The organism is Marinococcus sp. LNHM5E3-2.1 (assembly GCF_056034365.1).
In genome coordinates this window covers 18,378-35,440 of the sequence record NZ_JBQLIB010000016.1, presented here as the reverse complement: position 1 = coordinate 35,440, position 17,063 = coordinate 18,378, and the positions used below count along the sequence as shown (strand labels likewise).

19 protein-coding genes and 4 tRNA genes are annotated in these 17,063 nt (G+C 46.4%); 21 read left to right on the top strand and 2 right to left on the bottom strand.

Features of this window, described 5'->3' with window-relative positions; all coding sequences use genetic code 11:
- Window positions 1-47: 47 nt before the first annotated feature.
- From rsmG to ACTRXH_RS14345, 4 genes are all read left to right on the top strand, one after another.
- Complete coding sequence (gene rsmG / locus ACTRXH_RS14360; protein WP_474261232.1) at window positions 48-761, top strand: 16S rRNA (guanine(527)-N(7))-methyltransferase RsmG; 714 nt, start codon at window positions 48-50, stop codon at window positions 759-761.
- A 116-nt stretch (window positions 762-877) separates the two neighbouring features.
- Window positions 878-1,720, top strand: a complete 843-nt coding sequence (gene noc / locus ACTRXH_RS14355) for a nucleoid occlusion protein (protein WP_474282718.1) — start codon at window positions 878-880, stop codon at window positions 1,718-1,720.
- A 40-nt stretch (window positions 1,721-1,760) separates the two neighbouring features.
- Complete coding sequence (locus ACTRXH_RS14350) at window positions 1,761-2,534, top strand: ParA family protein (protein WP_022792953.1); 774 nt, start codon at window positions 1,761-1,763, stop codon at window positions 2,532-2,534.
- A complete protein-coding gene (locus ACTRXH_RS14345; protein WP_474282716.1) occupies window positions 2,515-3,363 on the top strand; it encodes a ParB/RepB/Spo0J family partition protein in 849 nt (282 codons plus the stop codon). Before ACTRXH_RS14350 ends, ACTRXH_RS14345 begins: the two co-directional genes overlap by 20 nt.
- Window positions 3,364-3,438: 75 nt before the next feature.
- Here ACTRXH_RS14345 and ACTRXH_RS14340 read toward each other — a convergent pair whose 3' ends face one another.
- Window positions 3,439-3,897: a GNAT family N-acetyltransferase gene (locus ACTRXH_RS14340; protein ID WP_474282714.1), complete on the bottom strand. Its 459-nt coding sequence runs from the start codon at window positions 3,895-3,897 to the stop codon at window positions 3,439-3,441.
- Window positions 3,898-4,174: 277 nt separating this feature from the next.
- Between ACTRXH_RS14340 and ACTRXH_RS14335 the strand changes: the two genes are divergently transcribed.
- The gene (locus ACTRXH_RS14335) at window positions 4,175-4,885 is read left to right on the top strand and encodes a DUF554 domain-containing protein (protein WP_474261236.1); all 711 of its coding nucleotides are present in this window, start codon (window positions 4,175-4,177) and stop codon (window positions 4,883-4,885) included.
- Here ACTRXH_RS14335 and yyaC read toward each other — a convergent pair.
- A complete protein-coding gene (gene yyaC, locus ACTRXH_RS14330) occupies window positions 4,823-5,545 on the bottom strand; it encodes a spore protease YyaC (RefSeq protein WP_474261237.1) in 723 nt (240 codons plus the stop codon). The two genes, ACTRXH_RS14335 and yyaC, sit on opposite strands and share 63 nt — an antisense overlap.
- Window positions 5,546-5,753: 208 nt before the next feature.
- On the opposite strand from yyaC, the gene ACTRXH_RS14325 reads away from it, so the two are divergent.
- The 16 genes from ACTRXH_RS14325 to yycF all read left to right on the top strand — a co-directional run bounded on the left by ACTRXH_RS14325 (window position 5,754) and on the right by yycF (window position 17,063).
- Entirely contained in the window at window positions 5,754-5,942 is a 189-nt protein-coding gene (locus ACTRXH_RS14325; protein ID WP_091615215.1) for a DUF951 domain-containing protein, read from the top strand.
- Between the two features lie 154 nt (window positions 5,943-6,096).
- The gene (ychF, locus tag ACTRXH_RS14320) at window positions 6,097-7,197 is read left to right on the top strand and encodes a redox-regulated ATPase YchF (RefSeq protein WP_322525355.1); all 1,101 of its coding nucleotides are present in this window, start codon (window positions 6,097-6,099) and stop codon (window positions 7,195-7,197) included.
- Between the two features lie 138 nt (window positions 7,198-7,335).
- Window positions 7,336-7,623: a 30S ribosomal protein S6 gene (gene rpsF / locus ACTRXH_RS14315; RefSeq protein ID WP_022792961.1), complete on the top strand. Its 288-nt coding sequence runs from the start codon at window positions 7,336-7,338 to the stop codon at window positions 7,621-7,623.
- A 27-nt stretch (window positions 7,624-7,650) separates the two neighbouring features.
- Complete coding sequence (gene ssb, locus ACTRXH_RS14310; RefSeq protein WP_474261238.1) at window positions 7,651-8,139, top strand: single-stranded DNA-binding protein; 489 nt, start codon at window positions 7,651-7,653, stop codon at window positions 8,137-8,139.
- 44 nt (window positions 8,140-8,183) lie between these two features.
- A complete protein-coding gene (gene rpsR, locus ACTRXH_RS14305; RefSeq protein ID WP_022792963.1) occupies window positions 8,184-8,420 on the top strand; it encodes a 30S ribosomal protein S18 in 237 nt (78 codons plus the stop codon).
- 152 nt (window positions 8,421-8,572) lie between these two features.
- The gene (locus ACTRXH_RS14300; protein WP_474261239.1) at window positions 8,573-8,710 is read left to right on the top strand and encodes a hypothetical protein; all 138 of its coding nucleotides are present in this window, start codon (window positions 8,573-8,575) and stop codon (window positions 8,708-8,710) included.
- A 250-nt stretch (window positions 8,711-8,960) separates the two neighbouring features.
- Window positions 8,961-9,899 (top strand): YybS family protein, encoded by a 939-nt coding sequence (locus tag ACTRXH_RS14295; protein WP_474282712.1) that lies wholly within the window; start codon window positions 8,961-8,963, stop codon window positions 9,897-9,899.
- A gap of 12 nt (window positions 9,900-9,911) precedes the next feature.
- Complete coding sequence (locus tag ACTRXH_RS14290; RefSeq protein WP_474261241.1) at window positions 9,912-11,882, top strand: DHH family phosphoesterase; 1,971 nt, start codon at window positions 9,912-9,914, stop codon at window positions 11,880-11,882.
- Window positions 11,879-12,322 carry a 50S ribosomal protein L9 gene (gene rplI / locus ACTRXH_RS14285; protein WP_474282710.1) on the top strand — a complete coding sequence of 148 codons (444 nt, stop codon included), beginning with the start codon at window positions 11,879-11,881 and terminating at the stop codon, window positions 12,320-12,322. The genes ACTRXH_RS14290 and rplI overlap by 4 nt, the downstream gene beginning before the upstream one ends.
- A 96-nt stretch (window positions 12,323-12,418) precedes the next feature.
- Window positions 12,419-13,783: a replicative DNA helicase gene (gene dnaB, locus ACTRXH_RS14280; protein WP_474261243.1), complete on the top strand. Its 1,365-nt coding sequence runs from the start codon at window positions 12,419-12,421 to the stop codon at window positions 13,781-13,783.
- 220 nt (window positions 13,784-14,003) lie between these two features.
- The gene (locus tag ACTRXH_RS14275; protein ID WP_474277759.1) at window positions 14,004-15,296 is read left to right on the top strand and encodes an adenylosuccinate synthase; all 1,293 of its coding nucleotides are present in this window, start codon (window positions 14,004-14,006) and stop codon (window positions 15,294-15,296) included.
- Window positions 15,297-15,438: 142 nt separating this feature from the next.
- A tRNA-Lys gene (locus ACTRXH_RS14270) sits at window positions 15,439-15,514 on the top strand.
- Window positions 15,515-15,519: 5 nt separating this feature from the next.
- A tRNA-Glu gene (locus ACTRXH_RS14265) sits at window positions 15,520-15,594 on the top strand.
- Window positions 15,595-15,792: 198 nt separating this feature from the next.
- Window positions 15,793-15,868 (top strand) — tRNA-Asp (locus ACTRXH_RS14260).
- 181 nt (window positions 15,869-16,049) lie between these two features.
- Window positions 16,050-16,125, top strand: a tRNA-Phe gene (locus ACTRXH_RS14255).
- 227 nt (window positions 16,126-16,352) lie between these two features.
- A complete protein-coding gene (yycF, locus tag ACTRXH_RS14250) occupies window positions 16,353-17,063 on the top strand; it encodes a response regulator YycF (RefSeq protein ID WP_091615232.1) in 711 nt (236 codons plus the stop codon).

The window sequence follows — 17,063 nt, the reverse complement described above, 5'->3', positions numbered from 1 at the left end:
AGTGTGAGCGTTGTCGTATTATCCAGTGAAGGGCAGGAAAGAAAAGAATGAGTAAAGAAACGTTTCCGGAATGGCTTGAAGCCATACATATTTCTTTGGACGATAAACAGAAGAAGCAATTTGAACAGTATTATCAGCTGCTAGTGGAATGGAATGAGCGCATGAATCTGACAGGCATTACTGAAGAACGGGAGGTATATGAAAAACATTTTTATGATTCTCTTACCGGAGCTTCCCTTTCGGCATTTAAGGCAGAAGGAACCCTGATCGATGTCGGTTCAGGAGCCGGCTTCCCAAGTCTGCCTCTTAAGATCTGCTTTCCGGAGCTTCAGGTTACGATTGTCGACTCTTTAAAAAAACGCATAGGTTTTTTAGAGGAAATCGTCAGTGAGCTTGGGCTTGAAGGAGTGACCCTTATCCATGACCGGGCGGAGCAGCTGGCTCGTCAAAAGACGTACCGGGATCAGTTTGACGCAGCGAGTGCCCGTGCTGTGGCTAAGCTGCCAGTACTGCTCGAGCTCTGCCTGCCGTTTGTAAAGCCGGGAGGTGTTTTCATTGCTTGGAAGGGAGCCAGCGGGGAAGAAGAACTGCTTGAGGCAGAAAACGCCCTGTTAAAATTAGAAGCAGAAGCATTGGCCCCGAAGAAAATGAAACTGCCTGAAGAAGAGAGCGAACGGGTGCTTTTAGCATTCGAAAAAAGGAAAAAGACCCCAAAAGCGTATCCGAGAAAACCAGGGACCCCGGCAAAAAATCCTTTATAATCACCCATGGCTCATTCGACAACCCTTAGAAACGTGATAGAATGAAAGAGCAAATGTACGAAATCCACTAGTGAAACATCATGGGCCGCAGTTTTTAAGTGAGGTGATATACGGGTATGAAACAGTCGATTCAAAAATGGTTCGGTCTGGGAGACAACCAGGCTGAAAAAAGCGGCATTAATGAACACGAAGTTAAAATGATTCCCATCCATCAAATCATGGCGAATCCTTTTCAGCCACGGACCATCTTTTCAGATGAAAAGCTTTCGGAATTAGCTCAATCGCTGCAGACGCACGGCCTTCTGCAGCCAATAACGGTCAGAAAGCAGTCCGGAGGCTATGAGATTATTGCTGGCGAAAGGCGTTGGCGCGCTTCGCAGAAGCTTGGATGGAAAGAGATCCCGGCGCTGGTGAAAGAATTTAATGATACCCAGACGGCCTCAATTGCGCTTATTGAAAACCTGCAGCGGGAAGCATTGACAGCGCTTGAAGAGGCAGCTGCATACGCCAGGCTGCTTGAAATGAATCAGCTCACGCAGGCAAGTCTGGCGCAGCGGCTGGGAAAAAGTCAGTCGACCATTGCTAACAAGCTCCGTCTGCTGCATCTGTCTGAATACGTTCAGGAGAAGCTCTCAGAAAAAGAAATTACTGAACGGCATGCCAGAGCCCTTCTGAAGCTGCCGGAGGCGGAGCGCCAGGATCGTATCGTTGACGAGGCCATTGAAAAGGACTGGAACGTGAAACAGACGGAAGACAGGATTGCTGCTTTGCTTGATCCAAAGCCAAAAAAGACAAGGCAGCCGAAAAAGCACGTATCCAAAGATACCCGTATTGCCTTAAATACGATCCGGGAGTCGATAGATATGGTGACGAAAAGCGGCATGGCAATTGATACGGATGAAGAAGACTATGATGGTTATTATCAGGTAACCATTCGAATACCAAAATCGAAGAAGTAAACAAGAAGAACAGCATGGAACTGGGAAAGTAGGTGTATCGATGGCAAAAACTGTTGCTATCGCCAACCAGAAAGGCGGCGTTGGGAAAACAACAACAGCAGTAAATATTAGTGCCTGTCTGGCACATGTAGGACAGCGGGTGCTTCTCGTGGACATTGATCCGCAGGGCAATGCTACCAGCGGGGCGGGCATTGAAAAAGGGGACGTTGAAAAGTGCGTTTATAACGTTCTCGTTGAAGACACAGATATTCGTGATATTGTCCGGGGAACAGCCTTGGAACAACTGGACGTAGTACCTGCCACCATCCAGCTTTCCGGGGCAGAAATTGAACTGGTCTCCACTATTTCCCGGGAAATCAGGCTGAAAAATGCATTGGAGGATGTGGCGGCGCAGTACGACTACATAATAATCGATTGCCCTCCCTCCCTTGGGCTTTTAACGATCAACGCGCTTTCCGCTTCGGATTCGATTTTAATCCCTGTGCAGTGCGAGTACTACGCCCTCGAAGGATTGAGCCAGCTGCTCAATACCGTCCGGCTTGTGCAAAAGCACTTAAACCATGATCTGGAAATCGAAGGAGTCCTGCTTACAATGCTCGACGCAAGGACCAATCTCGGATTCCAGGTTATAGAAGAAGTAAAAAAATATTTTCAGGAAAAAGTATTCGAAACGATTATTCCCCGGAATATACGTCTTGGGGAAGCTCCAAGCCACGGTCTTCCAATTATTATGTACGACGCAAAGTCTAAGGGTGCCGAGGTCTATTTAGAATTAGCAAAGGAAGTGGTTGCTGGTGGCCAAAGGTCTAGGTAGAGGATTGAACGCTTTTTTCCCGGAAGAAACAGGCGGCAACGAAGATCAAATCACTGCCGTACCAGTACAGGAATTACGGCCGAACCCTTATCAGCCGAGAAAACGATTTGAAGAAGAAGCGATTGAAGAGCTGAAGCAATCTGTGGCGGAGTTCGGTGTTTTGCAGCCAATTCTCGTTCGCAAAAGTATTAAAGGGTACGATATTGTTACGGGAGAGCGGCGGTTCCGTGCTGCCTCAGCGGCAGGCCTAAAAGAAATTCCGGCGATTGTAAAGGATTTAAGCGATGAGCGGATGATGGAAGTCGCGTTAATTGAAAATCTGCAGCGGGAAGATCTGAATCCATTAGAAGAAGCCCATGCGTATCAGCGTCTGGTGGAATCACTCGACATTACTCAGGATGAACTGTCCAAGCGGCTCGGAAAGAGCAGACCGCACATTGCCAATTATATCCGACTTCTGCAGCTGCCGGCAGAAGTGCAAAAGCTCGTTGAGACCAAGGAAATTTCCATGGGACACGCCAGAACGCTTCTTGGATTGAAAAAGAAAGAGCTGGCGGTGAAGGTAAGCGAACAGATTGTTAAACAGGCACTCAATGTCAGGCAGACGGAAGCACTTGTTCAGCAGATGAACGAGGGTGTTCCACGTGAAACAAAGCCAAAACAGCCGGCCTCTCCTTTCCTTGAACAAAAAGCTGAGGAACTCCAATCATATTTTGGTACCTCCGTTTCTATTCAGCAGGGAAAAAACAAAGGAAAGATTGAAATCGAATTCTTTTCGGATGAGGACCTGGATCGGATTCTTCAGCTTCTGAGTGAAGAAAAAGAATAAGGAAAGGGCTTCCGGTTTTACCCGGGAGTCCTTTCTATTTTGCATGGCTTAAAAGGCGGAGGGTGGGACGAAGTATCAGGCGTAGGAGGAATGGCGTTCAAGTACTACCATGGGATGCCCGTCGGAAAGGCTGAATTTGCGGGAAATGACAAATCCAAATGAATGGTAAAGATCGATCGCCGGCTGGTTTTTTTCGCTTGTATAAGCGTAAATTAAAGTATCCAGATGGTGATTTAATAGATATTTCAGTAAATAAGAGGCAAAGCCCCTCCGGAAAAAATCCGGGTGGACGACGAGTCTTGTGATTTGCAGCTTTTTTTCCTGGTATTCATAAGCAATAAAAGCGCAAAGCTCCCCCTCCACAAAGTAACCAACAAAGGTTTCCTTCGATGCCCGGATAGCTTCCACCGTTTCATTTAGAGCAGGGATATCAAAATTGTCTATAAGCACAGCTTCTGTATGGTAGGATTGCTGCTGCAGAGCAAGTATACTTTTAGCGGTATTGTATTTATGATTAGGTAAAAGGACGATCATTATAATCTCTCCTTAAAATGAAAGGGCAGAAAGAACGATAAAAGACATCAGCTATGTAACCTTTGCCTTTTAGGGCAAGCCCGCTCCAGTTCATTTTATAGTAAAATATTTAAAGCCAGCCCAAAAGGCACAAAAATCAATAGCCAAAAGCACAGGATGAAGAGACTCACCGTTGCTTCCGGCAGTTGGACTGCACTTATCAGCGTATCCACAAAGGATTTCAAAAGAATATACAGAGAGAAATAAAGAAACAAATGGGAAAAGGGAGCGGACATTTATGGTGCTGACAGGAACATTGGTCAACGGAGTGACTATTATTATTGGATCATTAATGGGGTTATTGTTTCACCGTATACCGGAAAGAATGAAAACAACCATTATGCAGGCGTTGGCGCTGGCGGTTGTTCTTCTTGGCATTCAGATGGGACTGCAGACAGAACAATTTTTAATTGTCGTGGGCAGTCTGGTAACTGGAGCCTGGGCAGGAGAGCGCCTGCGAATCGAAGATGGTCTGGAGTCGGTCGGCCAGTGGGTGGAAAAACGAATGGGAAACAGCGGTACAGAGAACACAGTAGCCAAAGGTTTTGTAACTGCCACGCTGGTATATGTGGTGGGAGCTATGGCAGTGCTTGGAGCAATGGACAGCGGGCTGCGCCAGGAGCACGATGTGTTATTTACAAAATCAATGCTGGACGGATTTTCAGCGCTTATTTTTACAACGACGATGGGGATCGGGGTGTTATTTTCGTTTATCCCAGTCGTTATTTACCAGGGATCCATTGCCCTTTTTGCCGTCCAAATTGATAGGCTGGTGCCGCAGGAGGCCATGGATACCTTTATTACTGAAATGACGGCTACCGGCGGCGTGATGATTATTGCTATCGGCTTAAAGCTGGCAGGTCTTTTAGAAATCCGGGTGGCAAATCTACTTCCGGCGATACCGATGGTGGCTTTTTTTGTGTTTATTATCCGTCTGTTCGGCGGATGAAGCCTCCCGGAGGAAGCGGACATGGTCGTCCTCGTTATGGAAAGTTAACGGAGGGGTGGTGGCTTCTTCCTCCTTCAGGACATGCTGCGTTGAGATTGACCGGTCGGCAAGAAGGAAGCTTTCTGCTATTAAAGAAGCCATTGTGTCGATAGTATACAACCTGGTATTTTGCAGTACGAAGTATTCCATCATTCCGCTGACATTCACTATGCCGTTAATATGCATATCTCCAACCATTGGAAGCTTCTTTTTCATGGCAGCTCCCGGAGTTACTCCTCCTTCATTCAAAGTAACTTTCCCTACATTCTGAAGATAACCAAGACAGGCGTCTACAGCGATAATAAAAGCATGCGGATGCTCTGCGGCAATGATCGAAAGCGTTTCTTCTAAATTAACAGCATGTACCGGGTACTGGAGAGTGCCGTATATATAAAAGTTTTCCAGTTGCTTTTCAAGAAGCTTGCTTCCGGTTAAAGGCCCTAGAGAATCTCCGGTGGAGCGGTCTGTGCCAATACAGACCAGGATGATATCTTCATCTGTGACACGCTCCCGGATGTGACCGGTCAGGCAGTCCGCCAGCTCTCCAGCACTTCCGGGCTCATCCATGCTGACGTGGCAGTGAGTACGGTAGGCTTCACGTGAAACAGCTTTTTTCCCCATAGCAGATAACTCCTTTCCAGAATTCTCCCCAAAAATAATTGTATTAGCCTACTATACCCGCGTTTGGGTAAAAATAACTGTCGTATTTAAGCAAAAGCCGCCCCGGACAGAAAGATGAGAGTTTAATTGAGGTTTTTGACGGATTACGATAGGATAAAAAGTACCGAATCGTTCAGGTGAGATGAGAAGAAAGGAGAAAACGGGCCTTATGGTGGAAAAGCAGCCTTTTGATATCAATAGTATTGTGGAAATGAAAAAGCAGCATCCTTGTGGAGAAAATCGCTGGAGAATTATCCGGATGGGCGCCGATATCCGGATTAAGTGCGAAGGGTGCGGACATAGCGTGATGCTTCCGAGAAAAGAATTCAGTAAAAAGGTGAAAAAGGTGCTCGAATAATTCCGGTAAAGCTGCTCTTGTTGTCGCAAAAGTGAAATTATACTATACTCAAAGCAATATACTAACGATAAAGAGTTGCTTTTAAGGACAGCTGCGGTTGTCCTCTTTGTTATGTTTAGAGAAATATTAATTGAAAGAAAGAAGGAAATAATAAATGGCTTTAACTACAGGTATAGTCGGACTTCCGAACGTCGGGAAGTCAACATTGTTCAACGCGATCACTCAGGCGGGAGCGGAGTCTGCCAACTATCCGTTCTGCACAATTGACCCGAACGTAGGTATTGTGGAAGTGCCGGACAGCAGGCTCGAACAGTTAACAAATATGTTTCAGCCGAAAAAAACGATTCCTACCGCATTCGAATTTACAGACATTGCCGGCATTGTTGAAGGAGCGAGTAAAGGAGAAGGCCTGGGAAATAAATTCCTTTCGCATATCCGTGAAGTGGACGCTATTTCCCACGTGGTACGCTGCTTTGACAGTGATGACGTCACTCACGTCTCGGGAAAAATAGATCCGATCCATGATATCGAAGTAATTAACCTGGAACTGATTCTTGCAGACCTTGAGACGGCAGAAAAGCGGATCGATAAAGTAGCAAAGCTTGCCAAATCCAAGGATAAAGATGCAATGCAGGAGCATGCAGTACTCGAAAAGATTGTCGAAGCACTGAAAGAAGAACAGCCCGTGCGCAGCCTGGAATGGACTGAGGAAGAGCTGAAAATCGTTAAAGGCTTCCAGCTTCTCACGATGAAGCCGGTATTATACGTCGCCAACGTCAGCGAAGATGACTTAATGGAAGAAGAAGACAATGAGCACGTCTCCCGTGTCAAAGAATTTGCAGCAGCTGAAGGTGCGGGCGTTGTAGTTATCTCGGGGAAAATTGAAGAAGAACTCGCGGAGCTTGAAGGAGAAGAAAAAAATGAATTTCTTCAGGATCTCGGCATTGAAGAGCCGGGGCTTGACCAGCTGATCCGGGAAGCTTATTCCCTGCTTGGCCTGCAGACGTATTTTACTGCAGGTGAACCGGAAGTAAGGGCCTGGACGATCCGCAAAAATACAAAAGCTCCCCAGGCTGCCGGTGTAATCCACAGTGATTTTGAGAAAGGCTTTATCCGTGCCGAGGTTGTCGGATACGAAGACCTGATGCAGGCAGGTGCAATGAACAGCGCCAAAGAAGCAGGCAAGGTAAGGCTTGAAGGCAAGGAATATATCGTTAAGGACGGCGACGTTGTTCATTTCCGCTTTAACGTTTAATTTTTCCTCCGGGAATATTGTAAAATGCAATTCAAGCTGATATAATTTTAACTTGCGAGTTAAAAACGGATAAGCGTTTTTTGCTCCTTGTTCTTTTCCACCGGAGAAGAGCCGAAGACCAAAAGGAGGTGACGCAGCATGCGGAATTATGAAGTACTTTACATTATCAGCCCGAATGTTGACGAAGATGGTGTCAAAAACACAATCGAACGGTACAACAAAATCTTAACGGATAACGGCGCTGAAATTGAAAAAGTAGACGAAGTAGGAAAAAAACGTCTCGCATACGAAATCAATGATTTTCGTGACGGGTATTACGTTGTAACCTACATTAAAGGCACCGCGGACGCTACCAACGAATTTGACCGTCTGGTTAAAATCGATGATAACGTAATCCGCCACTTAGTTGTTCGTAACGACGACTAATTTCATTAACAATCAGGAGGGGTTTAAATGATAAATCGTGTCGTGTTAGTCGGTCGGCTGACCGCGGACCCTGATCTGCGTTATACCCCGAACGGCGTAGCAGTCGCTAACTTTCGCATTGCGGTAAATCGTCCATTTACCAACCAGCAGGGCGAAAGGGAAGCAGACTTTCTTAACTGCGTCATTTGGCGGAAGCAGGCAGAAAATGTGGCCAATTACTTGAAAAAAGGCAGCCTGGCCGGTGTGGATGGACGTATGCAGAGCCGGAGCTATGAAAACCAGGAAGGCCGTCGTGTAACGGTAGTAGAAGTTCAGGCGGAGAGCGTGCAGTTCCTTGAACCGCGCGGAGCGTCCGGAGGCGGAGGTTCTTCGCAGGGAAGCGGCTATTCTCAACAGCAGAGTAGCCAGAGCTCAGGTTCAGGCCAGCAAAATCGCGATTCGTCTAATTTAAACGATGATCCGTTTTCGGATAACGGGCAGCCAATCGACATTTCAGATGACGATTTGCCATTCTAAAACCCCTGAGAGCATAAACAATCTTTTATAAAGGAGGATAAACAATGGCAGCAGCAGCACGTCGTAGAGGAAAAAGACGGAAAGTTTGTTACTTCACAGTAAACAAAATTACTCATATCGATTACAAAGATACTGAACTCTTGAAGAAGTTTATTTCAGAAAGAGGGAAGATTCTTCCACGCCGCGTAACTGGTACGAGTGCGAAATATCAGCGTAAGCTGACCCGCGCTATCAAGCGTTCCCGTCACGTAGCATTGCTTCCTTTTGTGCGCGAGCAGTAAGGGAAACATTTAAACACCCTTTTCCAGGCCTTATGCCCGGGGAAGGGTGTTTTATTGTATGGAAACTGGCTGTATGTTTAGGCCGCTCCCTCCCCGGGGTATAAATGAAGTAATTGTTAAAGCGTTTTATATACTGGGAAGGAGGTTTTCATATGGACGTTCAGTCTTATATTACAAAAATTAATAAACAGCTTGAAGAATTGAAGCAGGATGATATTCAAGCCGCAGAGGAAAACATAGAAGCAGAGGTTCCAAACGAATCTTCCTTCAAGCTGCCGAATGAAGAATAAATAAAAGCCCGGCCGCAGATAAATAAACGAAATAAGGCGCTGACGTAAGTCAGCGTTTTTTAGATATGTACAGCCTTTGACTATTCGGCTGTTCGTCTTTCTTTTTGAAAGGGAATAAGCTAAAATGAACGAATGGAATTTCCATGAATACGAAGAGATAAAGGCAGCACTGGGATAATGTGGGAGTGAAAGCAATTGGGCGGCTGCTGTACATTTATTTGACTGCCTTTGTAAATGAGGTGAACGTGAAGTGAAAAATGCTAGAAGTGTCGCAGAAGCAGCCGTCTTTAGCGCTATTTTCCTGGTGCTGGTACTGCTGCTGATCTTTGTGCCGGTCGTCGGAAGTATATTAACGATAGCGATGCCGCTTCCGTTTATTATTTTTGTGGCAAGAAACGGAGGGAAACCGGGCATTTTTATGTTTATCGTCTGTGCGCTGCTTGCGACTTTGTTTACGGGTGGTATTGGTTTTCCGACTGCTTTGATTTTCGGTCTTGGGGGCATTGCAGCAGGGGCGCTTATTCATCAAAAGAAGCCGGCTTTTGCCGTTTTTGCTGCAGGGACTGTGGCTTATATCATCGGCCTGGTTTTATTTTATTTAAGTTCGGTTCTTCTGTTTAATATTGATCCGATCCAATTGATCCAGCAAACACTGAATGACTCTATTGCCCAGGCGAGAAGCATGATGGAGAGTATCGATCAGGATACCTCAAATCTGGATGCCTTAGCAGAGATGGTTACACTGATTCAATACATCGGTCCGGTGCTCCTTATTGGCACAGGCATTATTCTTTCATTTATAACCCAGGTGTTCGCTCATGTTATTTTGAAGCGTGTCCGGATGGATTACCAGCAGTTTCCGGCTTTTCGAAACTGGAATTTTCCGAGGTCTCTCATATGGTATTATTTGACCGGTTCCATATTTATTTTGATTGGGCTTGAAGAAGGCACGGCTATGTATATTGTTGTTATGAATCTTTTTCCTCTTTTGGAGCTGGCTGTGGCGATTCAGGGCTTTACCGTGATCTTTTATTTCCTGCATGCTAAATCCTATCCGAAATACTACGGGGTTCTCATTATCGTCGGGAGTATATTATTATCAACAATAGCATTATTTTTGGCCCGCATTTTAGGTATAATAGATTTAGGTCTAAACTTGAAGCAACGCATTCAAACCGACACGAAGTAGGGGTTGAGTTACATGCCGAAGTTTTTAATACGGCGGTGGTACGGCTATCATATCGTCGGATTGTTCATACTAGCCGGAATAGCACTTGCCTTTCTCACCTGGTTTCAATGGGAAATAGGAGCTGTAGGATTTGTCCTGCTCGGAGCTTTGGCTATTTATGTTATCCAGGCGGAGCGTTCATTTGAAAAAGAGCTTGAACGGTATATATCTACGCTGACCCACCGTGTGAACAAGGCGGGGGAAGAAGCAGTTACCGAAATGCCTATTGGCATACTGCTGTATGATAAGAATTATCAGATACAGTGGGCGAACCCCTTCATTCTTTCCTACCTGCCGAAGGAGTTCATGGGAAAACCGATCAGTACTGTATCTGAACGTCTGGCTGCAGCGATTAAGCAGGGGGAAAGCGAAATACATTTAACGATGAGAAATCGTCATTATACCGTTTATATTCACCGCGAAGAGCGGCTGCTGTATTTTTTTGATATGACTGAAACGACGGATATTCAGGCGATGTATCAAAAAGAAAAATCAGTTGTGGCGTTTATTTATTTGGATAATTTCACTGAAGTTACCCAGGGCATGGACGATCAGACAAGAAGCCGGCTGATGAGTCATGTGACTACCGCTTTGAATGAGTGGGCGGGGGATCATGACATTTTACTGCGCAGCATTGCTGTAGACCGGTTTATTGCTATCATGAATCAGGACGCCCTTGATCATCTTGAGCAGACAAAGTTTGAGCTGCTCGATTACGTACGTGATATTACGAGTAAAGAGAAGGTGACCATCACCCTTAGCATCGGCATCGGTTCGGGCGAGCCGTCCCTGCAGGAGCTTGGTTCCCTGGCCCAGTCCAGTCTCGATCTCGCACTCGGACGTGGAGGCGATCAGGTAGCCATCAAGGACGCGAACGGAAAGGTGCGTTTTTACGGCGGGAAGTCCAATGCCGTTGAAAAGCGTACCCGGGTGCGCGCCAGGGTTATTTCCCATGCACTGCGTGATTTTGTTCTCGAAAGCGACCAGGTCATTGTGATGGGCCATAAAAATCCGGATATGGATGCTATTGGTGCTGCGATTGGCGTGCTTAAAATCGCTGAAGTAAATAATACAGATGCGTATGTTGTCGTAGATCCGGATGAAATTAATCCGGATGTGAAAAAGCTGATGGAAGAAATCGAAAACCATGAATACCTGTGGTCTCAATTTATTACGCCGTCCGAAGCAATGGATGAAGTAACGAAGCATACGCTGCTTGTCGTCGTGGATACACACAAACCCTCCATGGTTATCGAGCCGCGGCTGATTGACCGCGTGAACCGTACGATTGTTCTTGATCATCACCGCCGGGGAGAAGAATTCATTGAAGATCCGGTGCTTGTATATATGGAACCGTACGCTTCATCCACAGCCGAGCTTGTAACAGAGCTTCTGGAGTATCAGCCGAAAAAGCTCAGTATGGATGTGCTTGAAGCAACGGCGATGCTTGCAGGCATTATTGTGGATACGAAAAGCTTCGCCATCCGAACCGGATCTAGAACGTTCGATGCAGCCTCATTTTTAAAAATGCACGGTGCCGACACGACTATGGTGCAGATGCTCTTAAAAGAAGATCTCGATCAATACGTGGAGCGGTCGCATCTTATCGAGCGGGCGGAGGTCTACCGTGACGGCATGGCTGTTGCCGCCGCTGCGGAAGATGAAATGTACGGCCAGATTTTAATCGCTCAGGCAGCAGATACCCTGCTTACGATGAACGATATCAAAGGTTCATTTGTGATATCTAAGCGTCAGGATGATAAAATTAGTATCAGCGCCCGTTCGCTTGGTGAAGTGAACGTGCAGTTAATAATGGAAGCTTTAGGCGGAGGCGGTCATTTAACGAATGCGGCAACGCAGCTGACCGATACTACGATTGAAGAAGCGGAAAAACGCCTGAAGCAGGCCATTGATGAATATTTGCAAGGGGGCACATCCGAATGAAAGTCATACTGAAACAAGACGTAAAAGGCCAGGGGAAAAAAGGTGAAGTTGCAGACGTATCCGAAGGGTACGCCAGAAACTATTTATTAAAGAAGGACCTTGCTGTAGAAGCGAGCAAAGGCAATCTGCGGGACCTGGAAGCTACACAGAAAAAACAAAAAGAACGTGAGCAGGAAGAGCTTGAGCAGGCGAAGAAGTTTAAGGAGCAGCTCGAAAAAACAGACGTAGAGCTTACTGCCAAAGCAGGAGAAGGCGGTCGTTTGTTCGGAGCGGTTTCTACAAAACAGATTGCGGAAAAGCTGAAAAGCATGAACATGAAAGTGGATAAACGTAAAATAGAAATTGACCAGCCAATTCGTTCACTTGGCTATACTAAAGTACCAATCAAGATTCATCCTGAAGTCACAGCTGTCGTAAACGTACACGTGACGGAAGAGTAACAGCTGCGTGGATGAATAAAGAGCCTGTTTCCCCGTCATAAACAGAGGGTAAGAACCAGGCTCTTTTTTTCAACACGTTCTATAGAGGTGAAAGCAATGAATGATATTTTCACAGAACGGGTCCCCCCGCAGAATATTGAAGCAGAACAGGCTGTTTTAGGTGCTGTCTTTTTAGAGGGCGAAGCACTCATTACTGCCACGGAGCATTTGATGCCGGAAGATTTCTATCGTCAGTCGCATCAGCGTATTTTTAATACGATGATTGAGCTGTCTGAACGGGGAGAGCCGGTTGATCTTATTACGGTCAGCACGGAACTGCAGGCAAAACAGGTGCTCGAAGAAATCGGCGGTCTTTCTTATCTTACCGATCTGGCAAATGCTGTACCGACAGCGGCCAACGTTGGTTATTACAGTCAGGGCGTATACAGTAAGTCCCTGCTGCGGCGGCTGATACGTGCGGCAACTAACATAGTGAATGAAGGCTACAGCGGAGAACATGATGTAGAGGAAGTACTTAACGAAGCTGAAAAGACTATAATGGAAGTATCGCAGGAGCGTCGTTCGTCTGCCTTCGTTTCCATCAAAGATGTACTCATTGAAACATATGACAATATTGAAATGCTGCAGAACCGGGAAAATGACGTAACCGGAATTGCGAGCGGCTTTGCCGAGCTCGACCATATGACTGCCGGATTTCAGCGCAGTGACCTGGTGATTGTGGCTGCGAGGCCTTCTATGGGGAAAACGGCCTTTGCCTTAAACATTGCCCAGAACATTGCAACAAAAACCGAGGAAAATGTGGCTATTTTTAGCCTGGAGATGGGTGCTGCCCAGCTTGTGCAGCGGATGCTCTGTGCGGAGGGAAACATTGATGCTAACCGTCTTCGTACCGGTGCGCTTCAGGAAGAGGACTGGGAAAAGCTGACGATGGCGATGGGGAGCTTATCTTCAGCCGGCATTTTTATTGATGATTCCCCGGGCATACGGGTAAACGATATACGTGCGAAATGCCTCCGTTTGAAGCAGGAACGGGGTATTGGAATGATTCTGATTGACTATCTGCAGCTGATCCAGGGAAGCAGCAGAGGCGGGGAAAGCCGCCAGCAGGAAGTTTCGGAAATCTCCCGTAATTTAAAAGCTCTTGCGCGTGAACTTGAGGTCCCTGTAATTGCGCTCTCCCAGCTTTCCCGCGGGGTGGAATCCAGGCAGGATAAACGCCCGATGATGTCTGATTTAAGGGAATCCGGAAGTATTGAGCAGGATGCAGATATTGTATCGTTTTTATACCGTGATGATTACTATGACCAGGAATCCGAAAACCAGAATATCATTGAAATTATTATTGCCAAACAGCGTAACGGGCCGGTTGGTACGGCCGAGCTCGCTTTTATTAAAGAATATAATAAATTCGTTAATTTGGACCGGCGACACGACGATAATCAGATCCCGCCCGGAGCTTAGACTCCGGGCTTTTTGTATAAGCGAACAAATTAAGCAAATAAAACTTTTAATGTTCGTGTTTTATTGACTTTGCGTGCCGTGGTTGATAGACTATCTAAGGGATTTTCTCCATAATAAAATAAGAATATGAAAACTTTAGATGAAGCCAAGTGAACGTTATTGGATAAGCAAGAAAAATATGCCTAAGGTGCCGGCAGGAGAGATTGTGGAGGTGGACGCTGTGTCGTCAATAGTAATTGTAGGAACTCAGTGGGGAGACGAAGGAAAAGGAAAAGTAACGGATTACTTATCAGAAAATGCGGAGGTTGTGGCCCGTTACCAGGGTGGAAATAACGCTGGTCATACGATTGTCTTCGGAGGAACTAAATACAAGCTTCATTTAATTCCGTCCGGAATTTTTTATGATAATAAAACATGTGTCATCGGAAACGGAATGGTTATTGATCCGAAAGCGCTCGTTGAAGAGCTGGAATATCTGCATGAGCGCGGCGTTGATACAAGCAACCTGCGTATCAGCAACCGTGCCCACGTTATTCTTCCTTACCATCTGCGTCTCGATGCCGTGGAAGAAGACAGCAAAGGCACAAATAAAATTGGAACGACCCGTAAAGGCATTGGCCCGGCTTATATGGATAAAGCTGCCCGCGTAGGCATCCGTATTGCTGACCTTCTGGATAAAGATGAATTCCGGGAAAAACTGTCGCGGAATTTGAAAGAAAAGAACCGTCTGCTCGAAAGAATGTATGACGCAGAAGGGTTTGAGCTTGAAGATATTCTGGATGAATACTATGAGTATGGCCAGTTCTTTGCGAAGTATGTCTGTGATACATCGGTAGAGTTGAATGAAGCGATCGATAAAGGCCGCCGGGTGCTGTTTGAAGGTGCGCAGGGCGTGATGCTTGATATCGACCAGGGCACATATCCCTTTGTCACCTCCTCAAATCCTATCGCCGGCGGCGTAACTATCGGTTCGGGAGTAGGACCGTCCAAAATTCAGCACGTGGTGGGCGTTTCCAAAGCATACACGACCCGCGTTGGCGACGGCCCGTTTCCAACAGAGCTGTCTGACGAAACCGGGGACCAGATTCGTGAAGTCGGAAACGAATACGGGACCACTACCGGCCGGCCCCGCCGTGTCGGCTGGTTCGACAGTGTAGTGGTGCGTCATGCCCGCAGGGTGAGTGGGATCACCGATTTATCTTTAAATTCCATTGATGTTTTGACCGGTATTGAAACGCTCAAAATATGCAAGGCCTATAAGTACCGGGGAGAGATTATGGAAGAATTCCCTGCGAGCCTGAAGGTACTTGCAGAGTGCGAGCCGATTTATGAAGAGCTGCCGGGCTGGACAGAAGACATCACCGGTGCTTCGTCGCTCGGGGATCTTCCGGTAAATGCCCGTCATTACATTGAACGTATTTCCCAGCTGACCAACATTCCTATCAGCATTTTCTCAGTAGGCCCGGACCGGAATCAGACAAATATGGTCCGCGGTGTATGGGCTATCCAATAAAAACCACTAAGCATCTGCCATAGAGGCGGATGCTTTTTTCAACGAATCACTTTTTTCATGCAAAACTAGTTGAAATTGCATCTGTGACGTGATAATATTACTCATGTTGTCGTTATCCACAGCGACAATTTCTTCATATTAGGAGCCATTAGCTCAGTTGGTAGAGCATCTGACTTTTAATCAGAGGGTCGGAGGTTCGAATCCTCCATGGCTCACCATGAAAGGCCCGTTGGTCAAGTGGTTAAGACACCGCCCTTTCACGGCGGTAACACGGGTTCGAATCCCGTACGGGTCACCATTTTCTTATCAAACAGAAAATGAACAGCACTGAAATAAACGACTAGATTCGCAGTTTACCCCCCTTACTCATTTTTGGAAAGAAGACACCAGAAGGTTGAGTATGCCAGAGAGAGAGCAAAGGAACGTACAAAGCGTACGTGACTGCAGCGAACGAAAGCAACAGACGATAAGATTCGCAGTGTATTCTTTTTTAAAAGGGCCTGTGGTGTAGTGGTTAACATGCCTGCCTGTCACGCAGGAGATCGCGGGTTCAAATCCCGTCAGGCCCGCCATTTTATTTTCTGATTTACTCATGGCCAGGCAGCTCAGTCGGTAGAGCAACAAGCGATACCTCTCCGAATGTTCTGCGAGTTGTCCGTCCCGAATTGCTTCATCGAATAAGCAAAGAATGAGGGTAAGGACAGTAGCCCTGGAAGCAAGAGCAGTATCTAAGCAAAATTATTTTTTTAGCATGGCTCGATAGCTCAGTCGGTAGAGCAGTGGACTGAAAATCCTCGTGTCGGCGGTTCGATTCCGTCTCGAGCCACCATTTTTATAAAATAACCAGCGCCTGGACATTGACGTCCAGGCGCTTTTTTCACAGGCTTCCGGCCTCGATAGGAACAGATAAAGAGCTGTGTTACAATGTGAAAGAGAATTGTAATCCTCTTAAATATTTTGCAATAAACATAAAGAGGCATACCTTTGCAGGATGTTACTACACATAGATGATTGAATTTATGCCTTTTCACATTTGAGGAATGGAGCGGTGGGAACATGGATGAGAAAATATTAGTAGTCGATGATGAACAGCCAATTGCTGATATATTAGAATTTAATCTTCAAAAAGAAGGGTTTCAGGTTGTTTGTGCATATGACGGCGACGAAGCTTTAGAAAAGGTGGATAATTTCGGTCCGGATCTGATTCTTCTTGACGTCATGCTTCCAAACAAGGACGGCATGGAAGTATGCAGAGAAGTCCGGAAGCGGTTTGATATGCCCATCATCATGTTAACTGCTAAAGACGGGGAAATCGATAAGGTGCTCGGTCTTGAACTTGGAGCAGATGACTATGTAACCAAACCGTTCAGCAACCGGGAGCTTCTGGCCAGAGTTAAAGCCAATCTTCGCAGGAAGCAGCCGGCAGCAGAAGAAGGCAGCACCGAGCCGCAGAATGCTATAAAAATCGGTGACCTTCTCGTAGACCCGGATGCGTATTTAGTAACAAAACGTGGGGAGCCGATAGACCTTACGCATCGGGAGTTTGAACTGGTTCTTTACCTTGGCCGCCATATCGGCCAGGTAATGACAAGAGAGCATCTTCTGCAGGCCGTGTGGGGCTATGATTACTTTGGGGACGTACGTACCGTGGACGTAACGGTGCGCCGTTTAAGAGAGAAAGTAGAAGACAATCCGAGCTTCCCTGAGTGGATTGTGACAAGACGTGGTGTTGGATACTACTTAAAACATCCAGAACAGGAGAAGTAA